Here is a 24,301-nt window from a genome sequence, read left to right on the forward strand (position 1 = left end):
CCTACCTTCCGACTGTTCCCATGCCATTAATAATTTTATCAAGCATTTCGTCGATGACGGTAATGTTCCGCGCGGAAGCATTATAAGCATGTTGAAATTTAATTAAATTTGTCATTTCTTCGTCCAGAGAAACTCCGGAGACTGATTGCCGCTGAAATTCAACAGATTGAATTAATGTTTCAGTATTACTTGCCAAGACATTTGCTTCTCTGGCTTGAACACCTAAGCCAGTAATCACGCCGCCATAAAATGATTTAATATTACCGCTCATTTTTAAATCATTTTGAATATAATCCTTGAGATTGATATCAGCACCGGAACCAGCGGGATCCGGTATTAAAGCAACGAAATCGCTAAAATCTTTTCTCATCACATCAGAAAGATCATAGGCGTTTTTCCCATTACCCCCCTTTGTTCCATCTGCGGCTGCCGCAATCTGATTTGGGTCTGTTATCGCTACCGACATTTTGTTTGCTGCATCTTTGTAGTCGGATAGATCAGTAAAAAAATTTACGCCGTTGTTACCGTTAAGGTCATCACCGTTGGCATGGATTATGTTAAATTCTTTGACAAACGCAAATGCAAGCTTATCAAGCTCATCGATCATTTGCGGATACTCGCCAACTTTATCCCCATTCCCATCAATATAACCATTGGATTCTATATCTGCTTTTAATGAGCCTGCTGCAAAATCTTCTGCATTTACAGGATCATTGTTGCCAACTTTGAGGTATTCAAGATAACCACCGGTCATTTTGTGAGTGACTAGATTTGGATCACCCTCGGTTGTAGTATTATCTACGAGAGTTCCCAAACTTACACCTGCATCATTTACTATTTCAATTTTATATGTACCCTCTGCGATTGGTTTAGCAAGTCCGCCATTAGGCTGCTTGGTTACCTTTATATTCACTAATTTGGATAGATCGTCAATTAAGCGGTCCCGTTTATCGTACAAGTCGTTTGGCAAATCCCCATGCGGTTCTACTTTGCTAATGTCCTTGTTGATTTTGTTTATTTGTTCAGTGATCGAGTTGATCTCAGCAACGGAGACGTCAATGCTCTGAGCTAAATCACTGCGGATCGACTCAAGGGAACCTGACAGGTAATTAAATGTATCTGCTAAAGAATTGGCTTGAGCCAATACGCTTTCTCTTGCACCACTTTCATTCGGATATGTACCGAGCGTTTGCAACGAGTTCCAAAATGCATCCATGGCAGATGATAAACCTTCTTTTGTGGGTTCATTCATAATGTCTTCCATACGTGCAAGGGCATCGGATTTAGTTCCAAAGTAGCCTAATTTGCTATTTTGCCCGCGATACCGCAAATCAAGAAAATCATCGCGTATCCTTTGGATTGAGCCAGCTTCCACCCCTGTTCCCATCTGGCCGGGAATCATAGGTTTATTAAATCCGGCAGCCGGAAATGGATTACTCTCCGTAAAATTAATTCGCTGTCTTGAAAACCCTGGTGTATTCGCATTCGAAATATTGTGTCCAGTGGTATATAAAGCACTTTGTTGGGTAAACATCCCGCGACGGGCAGTCTCCAATCCCATAAAAGATGAACGCATCTTTGTACCTCCGATATGTTACGCTTTAGAATTAAACATTCCTTGTGAATTGATCTTTTTTGTATTGTTGGCAGGTGAACTATAGTTAATCGATTCTGGCTGCGGTCTCAACAGATTTAAAGAGAAATTGACAAATTGCATGGAACTGTAAACTAATTGTTGATTCAAGTAATTCTGCTCTTTTAAATTAAAAACCATTTCAGTTAGTTCGTTTGCTTTCTCAATCAATCTATCTTTTTCTGTGTTATCCAACACATTTATGCAGTCAGTAACCGTCGGTATTTCCACTGTGGTTACGATCATTAACGCTGCTTGTTGACGTTCTCTTTCGATTTTATCAATTGCTGCGATATGGCTTTGTTCATCTTTAAGAATTTGATTGAGGGTGTCCATGTCACCTTCTTTGACTGTATTTGTCTTTTTGACAGCCAGATCAAACAGGCTTTTATGAAGCTTTATGAGTTTATCCATCGATGATAATAGTGCTTCACTAGACATTTGTGACCCTCCCCTTTTTTAATCAAACGATTGATTTAATTTTTAAAATAATAGTTAATCAGGCTTTTAGCAACGTCGCGCGGATTTACTTTGTAGTTGCCGTTCTCAACTTGAATCCTCAGCTCTTCTACTTTCGCCTCGCGCTGGGCAGAGATATGTGATGATTGCTGCATCTCCTTCGCAGTGGAGGAGATCTCTAATTTATCGGATGCCTTACTGGCTGTTTTGTCTGCATTCTCGAACTTGTTCATCTGGCGTTTATAAGGATTTAATCCAGATGGACCCATGTTATTGATCTTCATGGTTTCTTAACCTCGCTTTCAGACCGACCATATTATATCTCTATTATCGGTTAACAATTGCGATTTTTTAATGGTTATGTATGGATAATAAAAAAATACATCTTTTTCCCTATTAAAAAAGCTGTATGGGTGTCCATACAGCTTTATCAATTGCGCCTTCTCAAATTATCTTCAGCCGCAAAATATGTACCTTTTCCCCGCTTTTCTATTTCAAGCCTGCGCTCTTCTTCATACTCATGGATGTCTAATTGCTTTTTAAGCTGCTCCGCGCAATGGCCGCACAATTTCCCCTGGCGGATAATCGTTCCGCATTTATCACACGGGTATCCAAGGTTTGGGAACTGCGTCACCTTCAGCCTCCCGCTTTTAATGAATTTTAAAATCAATTCCTCTTCCACACCAGTGTTTTCCACTACTTGGTGAATCGTCGCTGCCCGGTTTTCCCGCTTGCGGACAAATTGATAGACAGCTTCGAACGCCTGCTCTTCCTCTTTCCAGCATTTCTGGCATAGATCGCGGAATTGGCTTTTAACAAATAGCTCATCACACCTGGGACAGTTGGTAAGTTCAGCCATTTCGACTTCCCCCTTGTCGAATGTTGTTTTCTTCATTATATCTTGTAGATGAGAGGAAAGATATGAAAATTAACGGAACAATTTTTAACCGCGCGCAAGTGTTATGGATGAAACTGATATCGCTCCGGCCGCTTTAAGCTGTTTAGCAGCATGGCGAAGGGTTGAACCGGTTGTATAAATATCATCAATAAGGATAATTTGTTTACTGGCGACTTGATCGGGTTCTAATACTTGAAATACTTGGGGGAGATGGATTCTTTCAGATCGGGATTTTTTCGATTGTTTTTCAGTATGGATGCGGCTGAGACAATTTGATGGGCTAAGGCCAGCTTCGTTGATAAGCGCCTCCGCCTGATTAAAGCCCCGGTCATAGAGCCTTTCTTCACTTAAAGGGATTGGGACGAGAAGGTGGGTGTGAAATGAATTCAGTCTTGTTTCGATATAGCCTGCGAAAGCTTTCGAGAGTATGTAATCTCCCCTGAATTTAAAGCGGGCGATCATATCTTTTATAAAATCGTTATACACGAATATCGATATGTTCCGGTCAAGCTGGTGCTTCCACTCCGGATCCTCTTCCCACCGAAAACAATCAAAGCAGAGGTCATCTTTTCGAAAGTCTGGACTCAACCCTTCAAAGGGCCTGCTGCAAATTCTGCAACCCGCTCCGCTGATTTGTTTAAGCTTTGATGTGCATGCTTCACATAAAGTCGTTTCGACACTTTGCGAGAACAAATCGCACCAGCTAATTTTCGGCTGAATTTCTTCCAGGCAAAATAAGCATTGATCATTTTGGAAAAAGCGTGTCACCTTATCAACCCTTTCTCAACAGCTTCTTTGTTCATTTTGATAATTTGCTTTCTGGCTTTGACCATTTCTTCTGTTTTTCCGTAATGGAAAAAAGTGATGTTCCCATCCGGGAATTCTGCACTGCGGCCAACCCGGCCAGCAATTTGCACAAGTGCGCTTTCTGTAAAAATCCTTTCTTCAGCTCCAAGAACTGCTACATCAACATTCGGAAATGTGACGCCTCGTTCAAGAATCGTGGTCGTGAGCAATATCGGAACTCGTCCATCCCTCATTGCCTGAACCTTTTCTTTTCGCTGCGGATCTTCAGCATGAACAGCCTGTATATTTGCATTAAGCTTGCGGAGAATGGGAAGGATTTTTTCCATGGAGTCAATGCTGGGAAAAAACAACAGTGCTTGCTTGTTCGAGTCGAGACGATTCTTGAGCCACAACAGGACGTTTTCCGGAAGCCGGCCTTTGTTCATAAGCTTTTTCCAGTTGCCACACCAGGAAAATTCAGGTACAGGCAGAGGATGGCGGTGGTATCGGGCCGGAATCGTCACAAATGCTCTTTTTCCAGCAAGGCACTGGGCTTGCCATGTTTCATTGGGAGTCGCGGTAAGATAAATCATCGAGGAAGCTGGTTTTCTGGACTGCGTCACAGCATGCTGCAAAGTTTCATCAACGGAATATGGAAAAGCGTCAACCTCGTCCAAAATCATCGTATCAAATGCGTTGTAAAAACGCAGGAGTTGGTGAGTAGTTGAAATCGTTAATTGGGATTGGAGGTGCCGATCCTCACTCCCTCCAAAAAGGGAAGCAATTTCGATACTGGGAAAAACCTTTTTAAATCGGGGCGTTAATTCTAGAACAACATCGGTCCTCGGGGTTGCAACACAGACTCGCTTACCCTCTATTAGCGCTTCGTTAATCCCCGCAAACAAGACCTCGGTCTTGCCGGCACCGCATACCGCCCAAACGAGCAATTCTTCGTTTCTGTTTACAGCTTCAATAACTTTGGTGGATGCTGCCGATTGGCCTTCTGACAATGCTCCGGTCCATAATAAGGCGGATTGAACACTCTCAAAGTTTGGGTCAGGCCCTGTCCAGCTAACTAAAGGCGTACAGGCAGTAATCCTTCCCATCATAATGCACTTCCGGCAATACAGGCATTCTTCGCCACATCGAGCGCACGGAAACTTCGCAAATAATCGGGTGTCGCTATTTCCGCACCTCATGCACTTGGCGCTGTTTTTCGTCATAGTAATTCCTTTTCGATAGATGAGATAGCCTGCTTCATAGTGATCCTGGATTAAATGTAGCGGAAAGGGGAGTTCGTCCAGCAGGAGCTGCTTGCCTGCCAGCATCGCTTGCATGTCTGCATTAAAACTGAAAGAGGTGTTTATAGGCTGGCGGGGTAAATCTTCATGGTGGGAAATCGGGGATGTTGTCATAGAAGAATTGAGAAGCGGTTGTGGAACAAATTTTGAATCCAACAAAGCAAATCGCAATCGATCAGCTCCTTTAATTTTTGCAGATTATAAAGGTGGCTATTTCATTGTCACTTCATAAATCGATTTTCTTGCTAAGCAGTTCAATGACCTCACGCTCCCGGTCGACTACAGCCGCTAAATGCTTAAACTGGCTTCGTGCTTCGGTTCGAGAATTCTCAATTTCTCTCATCATACTTCCGTAATAAAAAGCAATATCTTCTCGCATTTTTACTTGCTCTGCTTTGACCTCTCCGACTTCGGTTTTGATTGAGCCTATTTCTTTGACTACTCCATCAAAGCGGCTGTTCATTTGCACTATAAGTTGTTTAATTAACTCTTCCATTAGATTTCACCTCCTTTTTTTCATCATTATAGCACATGGATAATTTAGTAACTTAATAAATTCCGGCAAGAATATGAACAAGAATTAACTAGGGACGGATCCTTCTTCTTACGTAAAAAGCGCTACTTTGTCTATGACAAAACAGCGCTAACTTTTATATTATTTTTTGACCCAGCCTAGACCCATAGCACCTTCGCCAAGATGGGTGCCGATAACCGGACCGAAATAGCTGAGCATAAACTCGACGTTTGGATAAGCGGCTTCAAGCTCTGCCTTCCACTCCACCGCCTCTTCTTCTCGATTTGCATGGATAATAACGGCACGGAACGGCTCTCCGCCCTTGACTTCCTCCCCAAGCAGCTCGACGATCCGTTTCATCGCTTTTTTACGTGTGCGGATTTTTTCAAATGGGACAATCTTTTTATCAACAAAGTGAAGGAGCGGTTTTACCTGCAGCAAGCTGCCAATTAACGCCTGGGCACTTGACAGACGGCCGCCGCGCTGCAAATGGGACAAATCATCAACCATGAAGTAAGCGCGGGTTGACTGCTTCATTTCTTGCAAACGAGCGATGATGTCCGGGGCGGATATCCCCTGTTGCGCCATTTCAGCTGCCTCGATCGCGTAGAAGCCCTGGACCATGCAGCTGATTTCCGAATCAAACGGATATGCTTTAATGCCATCCACCATACTGCCAGCTGAAACTGCACCCTGGAAAGTTCCGCTTACCCCGCTCGAAAGATGGATGCTGATTACCGCATCAAACTCATTTGCCAGTTTTTCATATAATGCCGTAAATTCACCAACCGACGGCTGGGAAGTAGTAGGCAGCTCTTTATGCTTCACTTCCTCATAAAAATCTGATGCACTAATCTCAACTTCTTCCTGGTAGGTTTCATCGCCAAAAATAACGCTCAGGGGGATCATATGAATGTTCAATTTCTCTCGCAGATCCTTCGGGATGTACGCCGTACTATCCGTTACAACTGCTGTTTTCATATAAAAATACCATCCTTATACTTATTCTACTTTGTTCTATTTTCCATTTTATATGAAACTCTTTTGAAATGCATTATACAAAATTAAACTGAAGCTACTAGAGTCAATTTCACAATGTGACAAGCTAAACCGAAAAACGAATGATGTTGTCTAGATATACAGGAATATGCCTTAGGAAACCAATAATACTATCTTAACATTAAGTAAGTGTTCGTTTTTCACTTAACGAATTGCTTTATGCAATTCATTCACTAAAACTAAAAAAGGAGACTAACTCCAATTGTTGAGAGTCAGCCTCCTTTCAGCTTTATTTTACTTCCACCCAGCCGTTCTTAATTGCGACCACGACTGCTTGAGTACGGTCATTTACATTCATTTTTTGAAGAATATTGCTTACATGGTTTTTAACGGTTTTTTCACTGATAAATAAAGATTCGCCAATTCCACGATTACTTTTTCCATCAGCCAGAAGCTGAAGAACTTCACATTCACGACGTGTCAGCAAATGCAGCGGGCGACGTATGTCTGCATGTTGTATGTATTGGTCCCCACTGCCCGATTGTTCTGCCACTAACCTGCGATACTCTTTTACGAGGTTGTGCGTTACCCGTGGGTGAAGGTAAGAGCCCCCATCCGCTACTACTTTTACTGCCTCTACTAATGCGTCTGCATCCATTTCTTTTAATAGGTAGCCGCTCGCACCAGATTTCAAAGCATGCGTCACATAATTTTCGTCATCGTGAATCGACAAAATAATGACCCTTGTATCGGGGTATTTATCAATTAACTGCCGGGTTGCCTCAACTCCGTTAATACGCGGCATGTTAATATCCATAATGACAACATCAGGCTGATTCTGTTCAACGAGCTCAATCGCTTCGCTGCCATCATCGCCCTCTGCAAGAACTTCGAATGAATTTTCAAAGTCCAATATACGTTTAACCCCTTCTCTAAATAACTGGTGGTCATCAATAATGACAATCTTGGTAGTCATCTTCTCGCCTCCCTATACTTCCGGAAAATAAATTCTCTATTATGATAGTGTTAATGGTACTTGCACAATAACAATGGTACCGGCGCCCGGTTTGGAATGGATTGAGATTGAACCATCAAGGAGTTCGACTCTTTCCTTCATTCCTAATATACCAAATGACTCCGGCTTTTTTATAGTTTTATCAAAGCCTTTCCCATCGTCTTTGATCACAACTGAAATATTCGACCTTCTAATCTCCATTTTTACAGAAATTTCTGTTGCATCGGCATGTTTAAGAGCATTCTGAACAGATTCCTGCACCAAACGAAACAAAGCAACTTCATATTTCGTTGGCAGTCTCTTATTCTCGCCCACATTTGAAAACGTAATTTTTTTGTTTTTATGATATTCTTCGATCGTCTGCAAGTATTTACTGAGGGTCGGCACCAGCCCCAGGTCATCAAGAGCCATCGGGCGCAAATCGTAAATAATTCTCCTAACCTCATATAATGCCGAGCGGACCATCTGTTTTAAACTTCTAATCTCCTTAATTGCTTCCTCTGCGCTTCTCTCTTTATAAACACGCTCAATTAAATCCGAACGCATCATGACATTGGCAAGCATTTGAGCAGGTCCATCATGAATCTCTCTTGATAAACGTTTACGTTCTTCTTCCTGCGCTTCAATGATCCTCAAGCCAAAATCCTGCTTTAATTTCGCGTCTTCTAGCATTTCACCCATTTGTTTTAAGTCAGACAATAAATAATTCATGACAACTGTAATTTGCGAAACTAAATGCTCGGCTCTTTCAATCGTCGCAGTCAGGCCAAGCAGCCTTCGTTCAATATCATCCCGCCTGTCCCGCAGCTGTTTTTCATGCTGGCGGTTCATTGTCAGTTCCATTTGCAGCTGATGAGCTTTTTCATATGCCTCCCGGACCTCTCTCTCTGTATAGTCCTTAAAATGCATACTGACTTCTGAAAGGCGCTTCCTGGCAAACCGGGCTTGAACGTCGAGCTTATCACCTGCTGCAATAATTAGTCCGACCTGCTGTTTCACATCTTTTAATTCATCGGCAAGAGATTCATATTCTTGACGGCACTGCTCTCCGATTCGAAAAATCTCATTCTTGCTGCTGCCCACAGTTTCTACCATTTTCTCCAGGATGTAATCGAGAGTTTTCGTATCCATTTTTTTTATCGCCATAAATATTCCTCCAGGAGCGTTTAAAACCCTTCCGGGGCATGTCATTATTTTATCGTTAAACAAATAGATATACTATCTTTTAGCAAGTAAAACAACAGCAATACGCAGAAAATTCGGTCAAAAGGCATAGATTTGATTTATGATTCTATGTCTTATATCCTATTTTAAAAGACGATAAACATACAGAGAATACACATTCCATTTTTACTAACATTCGCCAAATTATTTCAGGATATTTAATTATACCATTTCCCTACTAACGGTATATTAAAGTTTCATTACAATCCGTTAATAATCTGATGAAAAACGCTGTCGAATATAATAGAACGAAGAAAATTTAAGAAAAAAGGGGCTGCCAAAGATGCTGCACCGATACTATACCGTTAAAGGCTATGGAGAACACGAAATTACTATTCAAAAATCAAGATTTATTGCTTCTGTGTCCAGAGCAAAAACAGAAGCGGAAGCCCAGGAATTCATTAAAAAAATTAAAAAACAGCATTGGAATGCAACCCACAACTGTTCAGCTTACCTGATCGGCGAAAACGACCAAATCCAAAAAGCAAATGATGACGGCGAACCGAGTGGAACTGCCGGCGTTCCGATCCTCGAAGTTTTGAAAAAAAAGCACCTTAAGGACACCGTTGTCGTGATTACCCGCTATTTTGGCGGAATAAAGCTCGGTGCAGGCGGGCTGATCCGCGCTTACGGAAAATCGACCTCAGCAGGAATCGAAGCAACCGGAATAGTCGAAAGGACGCTGATGCGTGTTATTCACACAACAATCGATTATACGTTGCTCGGCAAGGTTGAAAATGAGTTGCGATCGTCGGTTTATAGTATTAAGGAGATTCATTATTTAGAGAATGTTGAAATTGAAACTTATGTGGAAGAAACACAAAAGGAGAACTTTGTAGAGTGGATGATTGAATTAACCAACGGTAAGAATAATATGACAGAAGGACAATTATTGTATCTGGAAAGTGAAGTCTGATCTCCTATCTGCTTACTTTGATTCCAACCGTTAATAATTCAGTCTCTATTCTCTCCATGCCCATTTAAAAGAAACAACTCAAGTATAATAACAAAATAGGGTTGGCTCAAAATTAGAGTCAACCCATTGTTATTTTATAATTTGTTTCTTAAATTTACTGGTTTTAGACCCTTAATAAATTTAAGGAGAGGTTTATAATCTTCCCTAATCAAGCCAATTTTTTCAACAATAACCTCTACTGTTATAATGATGGCCAACAAGATAATGAGTGAACCCCACAGCGTGGCTTGTGAAAAAATGAAAGCAGCTAAACCGAAAACAGCACTCATGGCGTATATTAACAATACAGATTGTTTATGAGAGTATCCAATCCTGATTAAGCAGTGATGTAAGTGGGACTTATCAGGTGCGGATAACGGCTGTTTATTAACGAATCTTCGGATTATCGCAAATAATGTATCAGATATCGGAACACCGAGAATAATTACTGGAATCACAAGAGAGATAAAAGTTACATTCTTAAATCCTAACAGCGATAACACAGCGATTATAAATCCTAAAAATAATGCGCCCGTATCACCCATAAAAATTTTGGCCGGGTGAAAGTTAAATAAAAGGAAACCAAGTGTACTTACAGCAACAATAAATGCCATGACACCAACATAGGGGTTCCCCATCACCATCGCCATAGCTCCAATCGTAAATAAAGCGATGGAAGAAACACCCGCTGCTAAACCATCGAGTCCATCAATTAAGTTGATGGCGTTGGTGATCCCGATAATCCAGAGCATTGTCATAGGGATGCTAAGGTATCCGAAATCTAACTCTCCACCAAATGGCAAGTTCACGAACTCTACTCTTAAACCACCCATACCTACTACGATAAAAGAGGCAATAATTTGTCCAAGTAATTTTACTTTAGGTGAGATCTCTTTAATATCATCAAAAACACCTGTTAAGATGATGATTAAACTCCCTATCACTATGGATAAATGCAAATTATTAACGTCAATGTCAATACCAAGTGGCAGTGGAAAATTTGCATTTGGCTTGATAATCGTGATACCGATTAAAAAGCTAATAAAAATCGCTAATCCACCAAGCCTTGGCATTATTTTTTGATGAACTTTTCTTTGGTTTGGCCGATCTGTGGCACCTATTTTAAATGCTAATTTTTTTATAATCGGTGTAAGGAGCATTGCGGCTAAGAAACATATCAACAAAGTCAAATATAACATAAAAGCCCCTCCGTGCTTATATCTTTTCCTCTATTTAAAGAAAAAATAAGTATCAGTTATATATACAAAAATGAATAAAGGACGTAATTGGAGTTTAAACTAATTCCCTAAAGAATTATAGCACAGGTTTCTTCTTCAGAGGAACATTTTTTTAGGAATTCACAAATTGGTAATGATATTTATTATGGCGCTACTGAATATCGCTAAAAAAGAAGGGTAATTATCAAACACCTATTATATATGGTCCTAAATTTCCCATCACCAAAAAATAGCCTTTCAACACACAAATTAACAGATCGAACTCCTGTCTGTTTCGCTAAATAAGACGATTAATTTTTTTAAAAGGTTTCATCCTTAAATATTTAATTTTTTGTCTTAATATCACTACAGTTTGAAGAAACGATACATATTTTTTGTTGAAAATCAAACGAAAAACACACGCAAAAAGTGAAAATATTCCGCAAATTTCCAAACCAAAAAAAGGGGTACCAGTCAGCCTATGGTTACCCCTGTTATTATTGTATCTTATAGTTTAAGTTCTTGCAGGTACTCAGATAATGCCTTCTTCCAATCCGGTAACATCTTTAACCCTTGTTCTTCAATCTTCTTTTTGCTTAAAATTGAATATTTTGGGCGGGAAGCTGGACGTGGAAATTGGTCGGTTGTCAATGGATTTACTTTCACATCCATGCCCGCTTGCTTAAAAATCTCAACTGCAAATTCATACCAGGAACACTCACCACTGTTTGTGGCATGATAAACACCGAACTTTGTTGTTTCTATCAACTCTACCAAAAATTTTGCTAGATCTGGTGTATAAGTTGGAGATCCTACCTGATCATGCACGACCCCCACTTCGCCGCGTTCCTCACCGAGGCGAAGCATAGTTTTTACAAAGTTATGCCCATTGATACCGAAGACCCATGCTGTACGAACGATAAAATACTCGTCTAAAATTTCTGTTAAGAGCTGTTCACCGGCTAATTTTGTCTCTCCATATACACCCAACGGCTTTGTTGGATGATCGGTCTCATATGGTTTGTCAGCTGTACCGTCAAATACATAGTCCGTGCTGACAAGAAGCATTTTTGCTCCCGATTTTTTCGCTGCCTGTGCAAGAAACTGCGTGCCTAGAGCATTTACATTATAGGCCGTCTCTTTATCTTCCTCAGCGCGATCCACATTCGTATATGCGGCACAATGAATGATTGCATCAGGTTTCACTTCATCTATAAAGGCATTGACATCGGCTTCACTCGTAATATCTAATTGGCTCCTGTCAGTACCGTACACTTGATGGTTTTTCTTTTCTAACTCCTTAACGACATCATAGCCCAGCTGACCCTGTACCCCAGTTACGACTACAATCATTACTCAACCTCTAATCTCTCACCGTATTGTGATTTAAAGTAATCCTGGTACTCACCAGAAATAATGTGCTTCCACCATTCCTGATTATTTAAATACCATTCAATCGTTTGTGCAATACCTGTATCAAAATTATATTTCGGTTCCCAGCCAAGCTCAGTACGAAGCTTTGTTGCATCAATCGCATAGCGGCGGTCATGTCCAGGACGGTCAGTTACATATTTAATCAGTGAATCCGGTTTGCCTAAATGGTTTAAGATTGTTTTCACGATCTCTATGTTTGTCCGCTCATTGTTTCCACCAACATTGTACACTTCACCGTTACGTCCTTCGTGAAGAACAAGGTCAATTGCCTGACAGTGATCTTCTACATGGAGCCAATCACGAACGTTTAATCCATCCCCGTATACCGGAAGATCTTTATCATTCAATGCATTAATAATAATCAATGGAATCAGTTTTTCCGGGAAGTGGTACGGTCCATAGTTATTCGAACAGCGCGTAATATTTACAGGCAAACCAAATGTTTCATGATAAGCGCGGACAAGCAAATCAGCACCCGCTTTACTTGCACTGTACGGACTGTTTGGCGCTAATGGAGTTTCTTCTGTAAAATATCCTTCTTTTCCTAATGTCCCGTACACTTCGTCTGTAGAAACTTGCAAGTATTTCTTTACACCAATATTTTTCGCAGCATGCAAGAGGTTTTGCGTACCTTCAATGTTTGTCTTAACGAAAATCTCTGGATTTGTGATACTTCTGTCCACATGGGATTCCGCTGCAAAGTTTAATATATAGTCGAATTTTTCTTTCTCGAACAATCCATTAATAAATTCGCGATCAGCTAAATCGCCTTTGACGAATTTATAATTTGGTTTGTCTTCCACATCTTTTAAATTCTCCAAATTTCCCGCATACGTTAATAAATCTAGGTTAACAATTTGATACTCGGGATATTTATTTATCATGTAGCGGACAAAGTTGCTTCCAATAAAGCCTGCTCCGCCTGTTACTAACAATTTCATCGTGGTGTCCTCCTATTTCTCAAATACAAAGTTAAGATTTGCAGCTTCAGATAAAACCGGGTGCTTTGTATCTTTATCAGACAGAATTGGGTTATTTGTTGGCCAATCTATTCCTAAAGCAGGATCGTTCCATAAGATGCCTCCGTCGTGTTCAGGTGAATAATACTCATCCACCTTATAAGCAACTGTCGTATCCGGCACAAGCGTGCAAAAACCATGGGCAAACCCTTTAGGTACTAAAAGTTGGCGTTTGTTATGTTCGCTTAAAATCACGCCTACCCATTGCCCGTATGTAGGTGACCCTTTTCGAATATCAACCGCGACATCATAAATAGCCCCAGACATACACCGAACAACTTTCGTTTGCGCTTTCGGATTTAGTTGAAAATGCAGCCCTCTTAATGTTCCAACTGGAGCAGATAGTGACTGATTATCTTGAACAAAATCATATTTTAACCCTAATTGTTCAAACAGGTTTTTATTATAGCTTTCCATAAAGTAGCCGCGATGGTCACCAAACACCTTCGGTTCTAAGATCTTTACACCTTGCAGTTTCGTTTCGATAACATTCATTTATATACCCCGCTTCAGCATTAAATTCCTTGTGCCGCCACTTTGGCTAAATACTGGCCGTATTGGTTTTTCATAAGTGGTTCTGCAAGCTCCAATAGTTTATCTTTTGTGATGTAACCCATTTTATAAGCAATTTCTTCGAGACAAGCAATTTTTAAGGCTTGGCGTTTCTCTACCGTTTCAATAAACTGTGATGCCTCTAATAATGATGCATGGGTTCCAGTATCCAACCAGGCGTAACCACGTCCAAGCAGTTCAACGTTAAGCTCGCCTAAATCCAAGTAAGCTTTGTTTACATCTGTAATTTCCAGCTCACCGCGATCGGAGGGCTTGATGTTTTTGGCTATTTCTACAACTCGATTATCGTAAAAGTATAAGCCTGTAACCGCATAGTTTGACTTAGGTACTTTAGGTTTCTCTTCAATTGAAACAGCTTTTCCGTTTTGATCAAATTCAACCACTCCAAAGCGTTCCGGGTCATTGACATAATAACCGAATACCGAACCACCTGTTTCACGAGCAGCAGCCTTTTTTAGTAAATCTGTTAAACCGTGTCCGTAAAAAATGTTGTCCCCTAAAACTAATGCAACACGATCATTTCCAATAAATTCTTCCCCAAGAATAAACGCCTGCGCTAACCCACCTGGATGCGGCTGAACTTTATAGGAAAAATTCATTCCTAAGTCAGAACCATCACCTAAAATTTGTTCAAAGCGCGGAGTATCTTCCGGAGTTGAAATAATTAAAATATCTTTAATACCTGATAGCATTAAAACAGACAATGGATAATATATCATAGGTTTGTCGTATACTGGCAGCAATTGCTTTGACACTACTTTTGTTAAAGGATAAAGTCTGGTTCCACTTCCACCTGCAAGAATAATTCCTTTCATTTAGCCAACCTCCTCAAAAAATAAAAACCTATTAAAGAAATTCTGTGATACATCCTTCCCCATTATAATGAAGAAAGTTTATAAAAGACAAATACTCTCAGCCTTTGTTACAAAAAAATAATAATAATCACAACTGTCGCTCATAGCGAAAAATCGCGGTTACAGTACCAATTCTGCCTTTTAGTTTTGCCGAAAATGGGCGTTTTTTCATCCCTGTAACATTACTGCCATGACGGACGTATTTCATTAGGGGCTCCCCGATGTAGACTATCTTTCGCTTTTCCTTTAAACAAACAAGAGCAATCCACTGATCGTGCATTTCAATTGACGACGGAAAAGGCAAAATAGCCGGTACTAATTCTTTTTTAAACGCCATAAGGGCACCAGTGAAGCCATTTTTTAAAACATTCCCGATAATCCCTTGATTTACGTTGTTTCCGTTATATTTGTTCCAGGAAGGATTAATGATTTCCAAATTCCCGTCTACGACATAGGCATCATGAATGACAAGCCATGCATCCTGTTCAGAAAATGCTTTTACAACTTTCTCTACTTTGTCATCTTCCCAAATATCATCCTGGTCACAAAGAAAAAGAATATCACCCTTTGCCAGCGAGATAGCTTTTTCAAAGCTTTTAATCACACCAAGATTATGTTCATTTACATGAACCTCTATCCTGTCACCATACTTTTGTTTGATTAACTCAACCGTATTGTCTGTAGACCCATCATCAACAACGATTAGTTGGTCAGTTGCATTAAGTTGCTTTATAACTGAATCCAATTGTCGAATCACAAACCGGGCCCCATTATACGTCGCTATACAAACGGATAACTTCATCTCATCCAATCCTTTCTACATCAAAAAGACGGCAGAATGTATAAAAGGCTATTTTTTTATTTTTCACAAAGAGGATTTGTTTTAATAATCGTTTCAACAACTGTTTTTTATATGATTTATATAAGTCGGTTTTATAATTTTTATAGAAGTTAAACTCAGAATTTAGGATACTTACATATCGTTTTGCGGATATGTTGCCGTAATCCATAACGGATAAATCGTGGTCTAAAGAGACATCTAACAGCCTTACTTTATAACCTTTTGAATAGATCTCATAAAATAACCAATGATCCAAATAATCTAATGGGAAGTCATCATTAAATCCGCCTATCTCATTTAAGAAACTCACACGCAGAAGAGAACCCGAATTAATAGCCATTACCGGCTGGTTCTGATTCCCTTCGGATGGTTTTTCTGATAAAAGTGGTCTCAATGTGTCGCTATAAACAGGAGATATCATTTGCTTATTGTATTTAATCTTCGGAACTACCGCTGCAACCGTTTTGTCCTTTTCTTGCAAATTCATTATATGATGAACGTATTCATCTGTAATTTCTGTATCTTGATCTAATAGCAAAAGCCATTCACTTCCATTTTTTTTTGCTACAGACCAAGCATAATTATAAGCAATAGAAATCCCAACATTTCGTGGGTCATGAATGTACATGATACTTATTCCCTCATATTCATCAGCATAAAATTCCTGTTGTTCCTGACTATTATCATATAAAACAAAGCCTACATCTGTTGAACGCTCTACCTTGTCAAACATTTTTAATTTTAATGATTGAAAAGTTCTGCATTCTTCTATTTTTTGATTGTAGATAACGACCACAACTGTCATTTTCATAAGATTTCCCCATATCTTAATTAGTTTTTAAGACATTTGTTTCTTATTTTGCGACACGATTAACATAATCAGGAAAAAGCTGATCCCTATGGGATTATTAATAAAAGGATTTATATTGGTCAGCAATAACATTCCCATAAACGCGGCAATTAAAGATATCTCTAAACTGCTGAGCTTGTTTCCATGTTTGTATGCTCTATAGTAATTGTAAAAAACAAGAAGGCACAAAACTGCCCAAATGGCGAGACCAATCAGTCCCTGTTCGACCAAAATATCGAGCATACTCATTTCAATTCCATCTACTCTTCCCGCTATTTCCTTTCCATAGCCAGTACCTAAAATAAAATTGGCAGGATCGTCAAGAAGAATCTCCTTAGAATCAAGGATAAACTCCATTCGAGTATTAACACTTACATCATTTACCTTTTTTTCAACTTGATCTTCATGACTAGATTTATGATTTGAATCCGAGGGATCAGTTTTTACAATTTCTTCTTCAAACCTCCCTAAAGTCATATGTTCATACAAAAATGGGATTGATATAACAACAAGTATTAAAATTGTACATTTCTTAAGAAATTGCCTTGATCTTATTAATACCTTTATTTTGTTTATAAAACCCTTAATCGGATCAATAATTACTTTAGTATCTAATAGAATAATCATAAAAACGCTCACCATAAAGGCTAACAAAAACCCTCTAGTTTCTGACCATATAATTGAAATCGAACAAATTACAATATTAAAAATATCAATTTTTGTATATTTTTTTTCTAAAACTGCATTTAATGAAATGACGAGGCCAATTACTACGAATAAGTGACTTTTATAAAATACACTGTTACTTGGTCTAAAGAATAAATCATCATTCATTAACCAATTCATGAAATTATAAAAAGGTGCAAAATTACTGCTGAAAATTGTTTTTCCTAATAATGAGACTACTATTGTAAATATTGCCACCGTTAAGGCACTATATTTTAATATGGTGATAATTTTGTTTTTAGAAAATCGCTCATCCGATATATAATAGGCCAGTGGAAAATACAGTGCAAAGAAAGATACTCTAAATATGTCAGTTGCCACTACAGAAATGGAATGACCATTTAAATAACCAATGAAAGCACTAACTAAAAACCAGCTTAATAATACATAAATAAATATTGTTATAGGGGTGAACCGGAAAAAAGTGTTTATTTGTTTATTGAAATATGCTTTTTCCTTAATAATTCGATAAGCAAATGTTAGTATGACAAGCAAAAACAAAACTTGACGAATTGATAGGACTCCAAAATCAATTAACCTTCCGCCACCGCCTACAAAAAGTTCAATAAAAAAAACTGTCAGCAAAATTTTCTCAAACTTATTCATGAAAGTCCTCTCCCTAAACACATCTTTTCTCTCTAAAAACTGGAACAATATTGTAGCTGCTCATTCCTTAGTTTTTTAGTAAAATTTCCAGCCCCATTTATCGAAAAATTTATACATGGACTTCATGAAAATCCTAAATAATTTCGAACTTTTATGAGCCCCTCTTTCATAAAAATGCGTAACAACTGAAAAGGGAGTATATACGACCCTTTTTTTACGTTTTTCTAATTCCAGACAAAGATCATAATCCTCAAAATACATAAAATACCTATCGTCAAAGCCATTTATTTCTTTAAAGATCTCTGCGCGTATGAACATGAAACAACCTGACCCTATACGGATGTCAACGTAGCGATCATCAGGCAGGTTTCTACACTCATAAGAGGCCAAACGTCCAGAGAATATATTTTTAACAAATTGAAAAGGGATAAATCTTAGAGCATAATCAAACACTGAAACTCTATTTCTTATCAAATGCTGTGTTGTACCATCTGTATTTATGACTTTGGGTACTAGTAATGAAATAGTTTCATCCTCTTCCATTTGGTCAAGCATTTTTGTTAAAGTTTCTTTTGTCAAAATAATATCCGGATTAAAAATTACAAAGTACTTCTCATCCGCATTCAACAGATTATAATTATGTCCGAATCCGAAGCCATTGTTCTCGTGGCAAAAATTAATATCTGCAAAATCTTGATATTTATTTAAGCGTTTTGTATATTCTTCGCTGGAGTTATTATCAAAGATAACAAAACGAAAACGCTCATCCTTATCAAACTCTTTTTTTAAATTATCAAGTACATCAAAAATATGCTTACTGTTGTATGTCACAATGCTAATCGCACATATCGCATTACTCATGTTTAGCACACTCATTTCCTTTTGAAATCAAAAAACCTTCTATTTTCTTTCATATTATTTTCTTTTCAATATAAAAAAATGATAACAAATTAATACATTTGGTAAAGAAGTACTTATTACCAATAAAAATTTTTTCACTTACAAACAAATATTATAGCATCATACTGTCGTAATTTGTAGACTTAGTAATAATTTGTTGTTGCATCTTGTCATGCTCCGCCCTTATAATTTTAATTAAAGACTTAAAATATGAAACTACCTAAGAAGGGATATTATAAATGGAAACAAGAGCTGGACGAAGAAAACGGAGACCAAGAAGATGGGTACGAATCTTTCTATTGGTATTTACTATATGTTTATTAGGCACTGGCGTATTTGCTTATAACTTCTATACAGACATGGTGAGTGCAGTTGATAAAATGCACAACCCGATATCAAGAGAGGTTTCAGAAAAAAGAGAAGATAAAGTAGAATTCAATGAAAAAGACCCCATTTCTATTCTTTTAGTTGGCATTGACGAACGAGAAGGAGATGCGGGGCGGACTGATACCATGATCGTCATGACTATTAACCCTGAGAAGAAGTCCACTAAGCTTTTAAGTATTCCTCGTGATACACGCGCAAAATTAATCAATCCAAATAACCCGGATAAAAATAGGGTTGACAAAATGAATCACGCCTATGCATATGGTGGAATTGAAATGACAATTAGTTCGATTGAAAATTTTTTAAATGTGCCAATTGACTACTATACAGAAGTAAATATGCAAGGCTTTAAGGATATAGTTGATGCAGTTGGTGGTATAAAGGTAGATAATCAATATGAATTCGAGTTAGATGGTGTTTATCTTCAAGAAGGGATACAAACATTAGATGGGGAAGAAGCTCTGCAATACGCTCGGATGAGAAAAGACGATCCACGCGGAGATTTTGGCCGCCAAGAACGACAGAAGGAAGTTATTTCTAAAGTGATTGATAAAGGAAAATCGTTATCATCGTTAACAAACTATGATGAAATACTTGAGGCGCTGCAAGAAAATATCGTAACGAATTTAACGCTAAAAGATATAATAGGGATTCAATCAGATTACAAAATTGCTGCTGAAACCATTGAGAAATTAGAAATAGAAGGACAAGGAATAACATTAAATAATGGTGTTTGGTACTTCCAAGTTGATGATCTAACAAGACAAGCACTTTCTGATGAATTACGTGAACATTTAGGATTAAATAAAGAAGATGTTACACCAAGTAATGTAGAATATTAACGCGGTACGACAGAACAATAGCTCGCATAAGCAGCTGAAAGGAGATAAAATGATTTATTTTCTTTCAGCTTTTTATTTTGTAATCTTCTGTAAAAAAAGATTTTCTTAATAAAATCCTTACAAGAGTTTTCCTATAATCCAGAGTTAGATTGTAATTTCTTGTATCTCTTAATTTAACACCTTATAATTTTAAAATGACGAGCCGTTCTAATTAAAATCAATCAGTGTTCTCTCTCTTAGGTCAGTTAGGTAACATTGAACGTAAAATAGTTAACAATATTTTTTTAACACCACAATAATGTGAATCACATTGTGCACCACTTTATCACATTGTTGGGAAACCCTGAACATCACATTATTTGCAAACGGGTATATTGGGTGTTCACTTTTTATGTACGGAATATATAAGAAAAGCTTCTACGTTCTGTTGTACCTTAAACCTGTCAGCATAAGGTTCAGATTCAACAGCCTGTAAAAAAGACTTTGGCGTCGGTGCCAAAGTCTTTTTATTTTTATAAAGGGCAATAAAAATCATGATGGAAATTAATTCTAAAACAAGAAAAATGAACGCTCAATGTTTAGTTCCTCTGATACGAAATTGGTATTTGCATATGGTCAGCTAACATTAGCCGTTTGACCTTTTCTTCTTCTTAAGTTGACAGCAATCATAAAATATAATGGTAAAGCGATGATAAAAAATGTGAAAAACTTAATCAACAAATGATCAATATAAAAGTAAATTGAAACATAAATTCCACTATAAAGAATAAAACCAATTATGATCTTAAGCAGAAATTTCAAATTATATTTGAGGCCGAACTCATTGATTATATACCAAATCATTCTGGAGAACAAAGTAACAATTGATACAACTAATAAACTCGAGTCTTCTCGGACAAAAAACAAAGCAGTGAGAACCAGCAGCAAAATAACAACCTCAATTTTAATGAATACTCTCTGCGAATTTAAGATCTTAAACATATTATTCTGCGAAATGCGAATTAACAATGTGAAAAGAGATGTTAAAAGATAAATCATAATGACCAACTCACTATCAGCATAGTCCGGAAACACCAAATTGATTAAAGGGATAAATAAATATGAAGTTTGTAATATAACTAACCAAATTCCAAATAAAGATACTGTGATTAATTCATTCACTTTAAAAAGTTTCTCTCTTAAATCAGTTGCTAAATATGGGAAAAACACTTGTGAAATGGATTCTGCAAACTGGTTAATTAACATAATAATAGTAATGGCAAAAGAAAAAACCGCAAATGACTGAATTCCCAGATACATGTTGACAAAAATACTATCTATGTTAAAAAGCACGATAATAAAAATATTACTGAATAGAAGTTGGCTTCCCACCCTCATATCCATAATATTTTTTTGAATAATATCTTTTGAAAAAGATAATCCAGGTTTTACCATAAAGAAAATAATAACCAAGGCAATTAAAGAAGAAAATATATAAAAAAGGATTATTTCCTGGTAAGTGATATTATCAAATAGCAAAAAACTCAGTAATAAAGCTAAAAAGATTAGTTTATCGGTTATTTTAACAATATTTGATGTCTTAAAATTCTTGCTTAATATTAAAAAGTTATCCAAATGCGTTCTTAAATTAATCGAAATAGAAAAAAGTAATACAAAAACCCCGATAAGCAGAAAGTTCTCTTCTTCTATAAATACAAAGAGGAAAAGAAATATAATTGCAGAAATTATAATTTGTTGCACAAGCAAAAAAGGCAGACTTCTTTTCAAGTTTATTGACGCCTCTTTTTTTGATAGTGCTATATTATTTAATAAGTACCCATCTGAGATACCTAAATGCAATATACCAGCATAAGTTGAATAGAGTATAAAACTTCTCCATAAACCAAAATCCTCTACAGAAAGAATTTTTGGAGCAACAAACGTTAAAATCGCGCCACTTAATATTATTATTAAAGTACCAAGTAAGTTCCAAAAGCTGCTCTTAAGAATATTTACCACATCTTCCGTTTAGAGTGTAATTGATTTAACAAATCAGCATGAAAATCACTATTAATAAAATAGCATATAAATTATATCACTAATATAACGAGTTTTAAAAATATTGCCGGATGTTTTTCAGTACCACATATAAAATGACTAACGACCATATAAACGATAATATTATGTTTACTAGTTGAGGAGATTAGCTTTATTAAAAAATAGAGGATAAATAGCCGATATTGAACTATTAATCCTCTATTACAATAAAATTTTTCGTTTTTTCTCATTAGTTGAGTAATTTAGCCAAATGAACCTTCAAAATTTATCTATACCTCGGTTCATCAAATACTTGAGTGTAATTGGCAAGTAAATCATATAAACTCTTGATGCGATTTACTTGTTTTACTGCCCAACCTATATCTGTAGCATACTGGTTTGTGCCAGGTGAACTTGGATTCCATCTCATTTTATATAAAGTATCCTGCCCTCGATTTATGTAACCGTCGGCTATAAATCCTGCCCCGCCCATAATTGCTAATTCGGGAGTTGTCCAGCCCTTTTTATAGGCGTATTCCGAACCACATTGCAACGGGCAGGAATCCTTTGCATTGATACCGTACATATTGTAAACGACTCTAGGCTCAACATTCTTCCCATCCACCTGAGAAACCATAACACCTGTTGCTAATTGAGACGTGCCATTCCCTGTTTCCAGTAATGCATGGCTAATTAAATATACTTCATTGATCCCATACCTTATACCCGCTTCTATAAAAGAGCTTGCCTTACCCTGGAGTATTCCTTTTCCATTTAGGATTTTTCCGTTTACTTCATTAACATCAAGCCCCGCACTCTCGGATAGTTTTAAGAATTGGAAATAGGCTGTAGAATCTCTTGAAAAATTAGTAGGATTGACATAATACTCTACGTCATTTCGGAGTGCATTCATCCATGCTGATACTTGATACCAAGTTGGTTGACCTGGTGTACTAATAGTCTTTAATATCCGGACCGGTACACCATTATTTATGGTACCGACAATAGGATAGTTTGTACCTGGACCACCTCTAACATTCCAACCCGAACCAGTTACATACCAATTTCCATTTGCATCTCTAGTAAGAGCATCTTCCCGTAAATACTTTGCATGTAAATCTGTTTGGGGTGATACAGACATTTGGCGATCCACAACTTCAGCCAAAGTACGATCATAGTTTGTCGACAGATAAATTGGCCCAATCGCCGGTTCTATCGAAAATTGAACACTTCCCACACTGACATAGTCGTAATATTCTACATCAATCCAGTGAATATCCTGCTCCCCAGGCTTAGCGTCACTCCTGTTACTGATTTGAAGTCTAATCGTTTCCTCGCCCAAGGCACCTGACCAGCGGTCTACCACCAGGTTACCATCCACATAAACCCGAAGTCCATCATCTGCTCTTGTTTTTATCAGATAATTTCCTGCAGGTATTCGTTTGGCAGTAGTATATCGAGCAGAGAAATGATCTTTATCAACTCCCGGGGAAATACTTACGTCTCCGAAATCCTGGTACAGTCCTTTAAATTGTCCTGCAGGAGCAATTATTTTAGATGCTGCTGGCATTCCTGACAGTGTTTCATTTGGGAAATAATAAGCCAGCCAGGAATCTAAGGGGACAACATGAGAAAAAACAGCAGCAGTGCTAACATTATCATAATACTGTGTTTGTATTGAATGCTTACCGGCATTCACTCCGAGCCACAACGCCCTGTCCACTTTTCCGGTATAATCACTCCAACGATTAATCAACAGCTGTCCATCAACTTCAACTTTGACCCCATCATCAGCAAAAGTCTGAAGGAAGTAATCTCCTCCTGGATAGTAGCCTGACTGGTCAAATACCGCTTCAAAACCATCTGCCGGAAAAGATGAGGGAGAACCATTTCCCCAATGATATTGCACATCTAGATTTTGCTGGTAATAGATTCTATTTGGACTCAGTTTTTTGATATCAAATTTCAAATTGGCATTGCCTACATCTTCAAAATACTCCACTGTAACGGTGTATTCTCCACTATTTAGATAAATATCCTGTCTCTTTTCATTAGTACCCGTATTTGGCCAATTGTTAATAATCACTTGATTATTAAGCTTGACACGTACTCCATCATCTGCATCCGCAACAAATAGATATGTTCCCGTATCCAAATTCATTTTTTTAGTAAATCTAGCAGAGAAACCCTCACCCGGTACTGACGGATGCGGGGAACCATTACCCCAGCCCCAGTTGAAATCAAGTGTTGGG

23 protein-coding genes are annotated in these 24,301 nt (G+C 37.9%); 2 read left to right on the forward strand and 21 right to left on the reverse strand.

What is annotated here, in order from left to right:
- Position 1 precedes the first annotated feature (1 nt).
- The 10 genes from flgK to CVD23_RS16680 form a co-directional block, all read right to left on the reverse strand.
- Positions 2 to 1,576, reverse strand: a complete 1,575-nt coding sequence (flgK, locus tag CVD23_RS16635; RefSeq protein ID WP_101666618.1) for a flagellar hook-associated protein FlgK — start codon at positions 1,574 to 1,576, stop codon at positions 2 to 4.
- 18 nt (positions 1,577 to 1,594) lie between these two features.
- Positions 1,595 to 2,074 carry a flagellar protein FlgN gene (locus tag CVD23_RS16640; protein ID WP_101577178.1) on the reverse strand — a complete coding sequence of 160 codons (480 nt, stop codon included), beginning with the start codon at positions 2,072 to 2,074 and terminating at the stop codon, positions 1,595 to 1,597.
- Between the two features lie 35 nt (positions 2,075 to 2,109).
- On the reverse strand, positions 2,110 to 2,376 hold the full coding sequence (gene flgM, locus CVD23_RS16645; RefSeq protein ID WP_101577177.1) for a flagellar biosynthesis anti-sigma factor FlgM: 267 nt from the start codon (positions 2,374 to 2,376) through the stop codon (positions 2,110 to 2,112).
- 146 nt (positions 2,377 to 2,522) lie between these two features.
- On the reverse strand, positions 2,523 to 2,951 hold the full coding sequence (locus CVD23_RS16650; RefSeq protein ID WP_101666619.1) for a TIGR03826 family flagellar region protein: 429 nt from the start codon (positions 2,949 to 2,951) through the stop codon (positions 2,523 to 2,525).
- Between the two features lie 84 nt (positions 2,952 to 3,035).
- On the reverse strand, positions 3,036 to 3,758 hold the full coding sequence (locus CVD23_RS16655; protein WP_101666620.1) for a ComF family protein: 723 nt from the start codon (positions 3,756 to 3,758) through the stop codon (positions 3,036 to 3,038).
- A complete protein-coding gene (locus CVD23_RS16660; protein ID WP_374702646.1) occupies positions 3,755 to 5,248 on the reverse strand; it encodes a DEAD/DEAH box helicase in 1,494 nt (497 codons plus the stop codon). The genes CVD23_RS16655 and CVD23_RS16660 overlap by 4 nt, the downstream gene beginning before the upstream one ends.
- Positions 5,249 to 5,303: 55 nt before the next feature.
- Complete coding sequence (locus CVD23_RS16665; RefSeq protein WP_101666621.1) at positions 5,304 to 5,573, reverse strand: hypothetical protein; 270 nt, start codon at positions 5,571 to 5,573, stop codon at positions 5,304 to 5,306.
- A 159-nt stretch (positions 5,574 to 5,732) separates the two neighbouring features.
- Positions 5,733 to 6,572, reverse strand: a complete 840-nt coding sequence (locus tag CVD23_RS16670) for a DegV family protein (RefSeq protein WP_101666622.1) — start codon at positions 6,570 to 6,572, stop codon at positions 5,733 to 5,735.
- Positions 6,573 to 6,879: 307 nt separating this feature from the next.
- Positions 6,880 to 7,566: a response regulator gene (locus CVD23_RS16675; RefSeq protein ID WP_101666623.1), complete on the reverse strand. Its 687-nt coding sequence runs from the start codon at positions 7,564 to 7,566 to the stop codon at positions 6,880 to 6,882.
- 39 nt (positions 7,567 to 7,605) lie between these two features.
- Positions 7,606 to 8,751 carry a sensor histidine kinase gene (locus CVD23_RS16680; RefSeq protein ID WP_101577171.1) on the reverse strand — a complete coding sequence of 382 codons (1,146 nt, stop codon included), beginning with the start codon at positions 8,749 to 8,751 and terminating at the stop codon, positions 7,606 to 7,608.
- A 361-nt stretch (positions 8,752 to 9,112) separates the two neighbouring features.
- Here CVD23_RS16680 and CVD23_RS16685 point away from each other — a divergent pair, with 361 nt between their 5' ends.
- On the forward strand, positions 9,113 to 9,745 hold the full coding sequence (locus CVD23_RS16685) for a YigZ family protein (protein WP_101666624.1): 633 nt from the start codon (positions 9,113 to 9,115) through the stop codon (positions 9,743 to 9,745).
- A 134-nt stretch (positions 9,746 to 9,879) separates the two neighbouring features.
- Here the strand turns inward: CVD23_RS16685 and CVD23_RS16690 are convergent, their stop codons facing one another.
- The 9 genes from CVD23_RS16690 to CVD23_RS16730 all read right to left on the reverse strand — a co-directional run bounded on the left by CVD23_RS16690 (position 9,880) and on the right by CVD23_RS16730 (position 18,765).
- Positions 9,880 to 10,983, reverse strand: a complete 1,104-nt coding sequence (locus CVD23_RS16690; RefSeq protein WP_101666625.1) for a glycosyltransferase family 4 protein — start codon at positions 10,981 to 10,983, stop codon at positions 9,880 to 9,882.
- A 525-nt stretch (positions 10,984 to 11,508) separates the two neighbouring features.
- On the reverse strand, positions 11,509 to 12,354 hold the full coding sequence (rfbD, locus tag CVD23_RS16695) for a dTDP-4-dehydrorhamnose reductase (protein ID WP_101666626.1): 846 nt from the start codon (positions 12,352 to 12,354) through the stop codon (positions 11,509 to 11,511).
- Positions 12,354 to 13,376 carry a dTDP-glucose 4,6-dehydratase gene (gene rfbB / locus CVD23_RS16700; protein WP_101577167.1) on the reverse strand — a complete coding sequence of 341 codons (1,023 nt, stop codon included), beginning with the start codon at positions 13,374 to 13,376 and terminating at the stop codon, positions 12,354 to 12,356. The genes rfbD and rfbB overlap by 1 nt, the downstream gene beginning before the upstream one ends.
- Before the next feature lie 12 nt (positions 13,377 to 13,388).
- Positions 13,389 to 13,949: a dTDP-4-dehydrorhamnose 3,5-epimerase gene (rfbC, locus tag CVD23_RS16705; protein WP_101666627.1), complete on the reverse strand. Its 561-nt coding sequence runs from the start codon at positions 13,947 to 13,949 to the stop codon at positions 13,389 to 13,391.
- 20 nt (positions 13,950 to 13,969) lie between these two features.
- On the reverse strand, positions 13,970 to 14,842 hold the full coding sequence (rfbA, locus tag CVD23_RS16710; RefSeq protein ID WP_101577165.1) for a glucose-1-phosphate thymidylyltransferase RfbA: 873 nt from the start codon (positions 14,840 to 14,842) through the stop codon (positions 13,970 to 13,972).
- Between the two features lie 127 nt (positions 14,843 to 14,969).
- A complete protein-coding gene (locus CVD23_RS16715; RefSeq protein ID WP_101666628.1) occupies positions 14,970 to 15,683 on the reverse strand; it encodes a glycosyltransferase family 2 protein in 714 nt (237 codons plus the stop codon).
- 1 nt (position 15,684) lies between these two features.
- Positions 15,685 to 16,533, reverse strand: a complete 849-nt coding sequence (locus tag CVD23_RS16720; protein WP_101666629.1) for a glycosyltransferase — start codon at positions 16,531 to 16,533, stop codon at positions 15,685 to 15,687.
- Positions 16,534 to 16,560: 27 nt separating this feature from the next.
- Positions 16,561 to 17,904: an O-antigen ligase family protein gene (locus CVD23_RS16725; RefSeq protein WP_101666630.1), complete on the reverse strand. Its 1,344-nt coding sequence runs from the start codon at positions 17,902 to 17,904 to the stop codon at positions 16,561 to 16,563.
- 75 nt (positions 17,905 to 17,979) lie between these two features.
- Positions 17,980 to 18,765 (reverse strand): glycosyltransferase family 2 protein, encoded by a 786-nt coding sequence (locus CVD23_RS16730; protein WP_101666638.1) that lies wholly within the window; start codon positions 18,763 to 18,765, stop codon positions 17,980 to 17,982.
- 278 nt (positions 18,766 to 19,043) lie between these two features.
- On the opposite strand from CVD23_RS16730, the gene CVD23_RS16735 reads away from it, so the two are divergent.
- Positions 19,044 to 20,033 (forward strand): LCP family glycopolymer transferase, encoded by a 990-nt coding sequence (locus CVD23_RS16735; RefSeq protein WP_101666631.1) that lies wholly within the window; start codon positions 19,044 to 19,046, stop codon positions 20,031 to 20,033.
- Positions 20,034 to 20,648: 615 nt separating this feature from the next.
- Here CVD23_RS16735 and CVD23_RS16740 read toward each other — a convergent pair.
- The gene (locus CVD23_RS16740) at positions 20,649 to 22,031 is read right to left on the reverse strand and encodes a hypothetical protein (RefSeq protein WP_142382909.1); all 1,383 of its coding nucleotides are present in this window, start codon (positions 22,029 to 22,031) and stop codon (positions 20,649 to 20,651) included.
- A 304-nt stretch (positions 22,032 to 22,335) separates the two neighbouring features.
- Positions 22,336 to 24,301, reverse strand: a 1,966-nt coding sequence (locus CVD23_RS16745; protein WP_180955697.1) for a PA14 domain-containing protein, incomplete at its 5' end; no start/stop codon positions are given.

The sequence above is a fragment of the Bacillus sp. V33-4 genome (assembly GCF_002860225.1).
GTDB classification, from domain to species: Bacteria; Bacillota; Bacilli; order Bacillales; family Cytobacillaceae; genus Bacillus_BJ; species Bacillus_BJ canaveralius.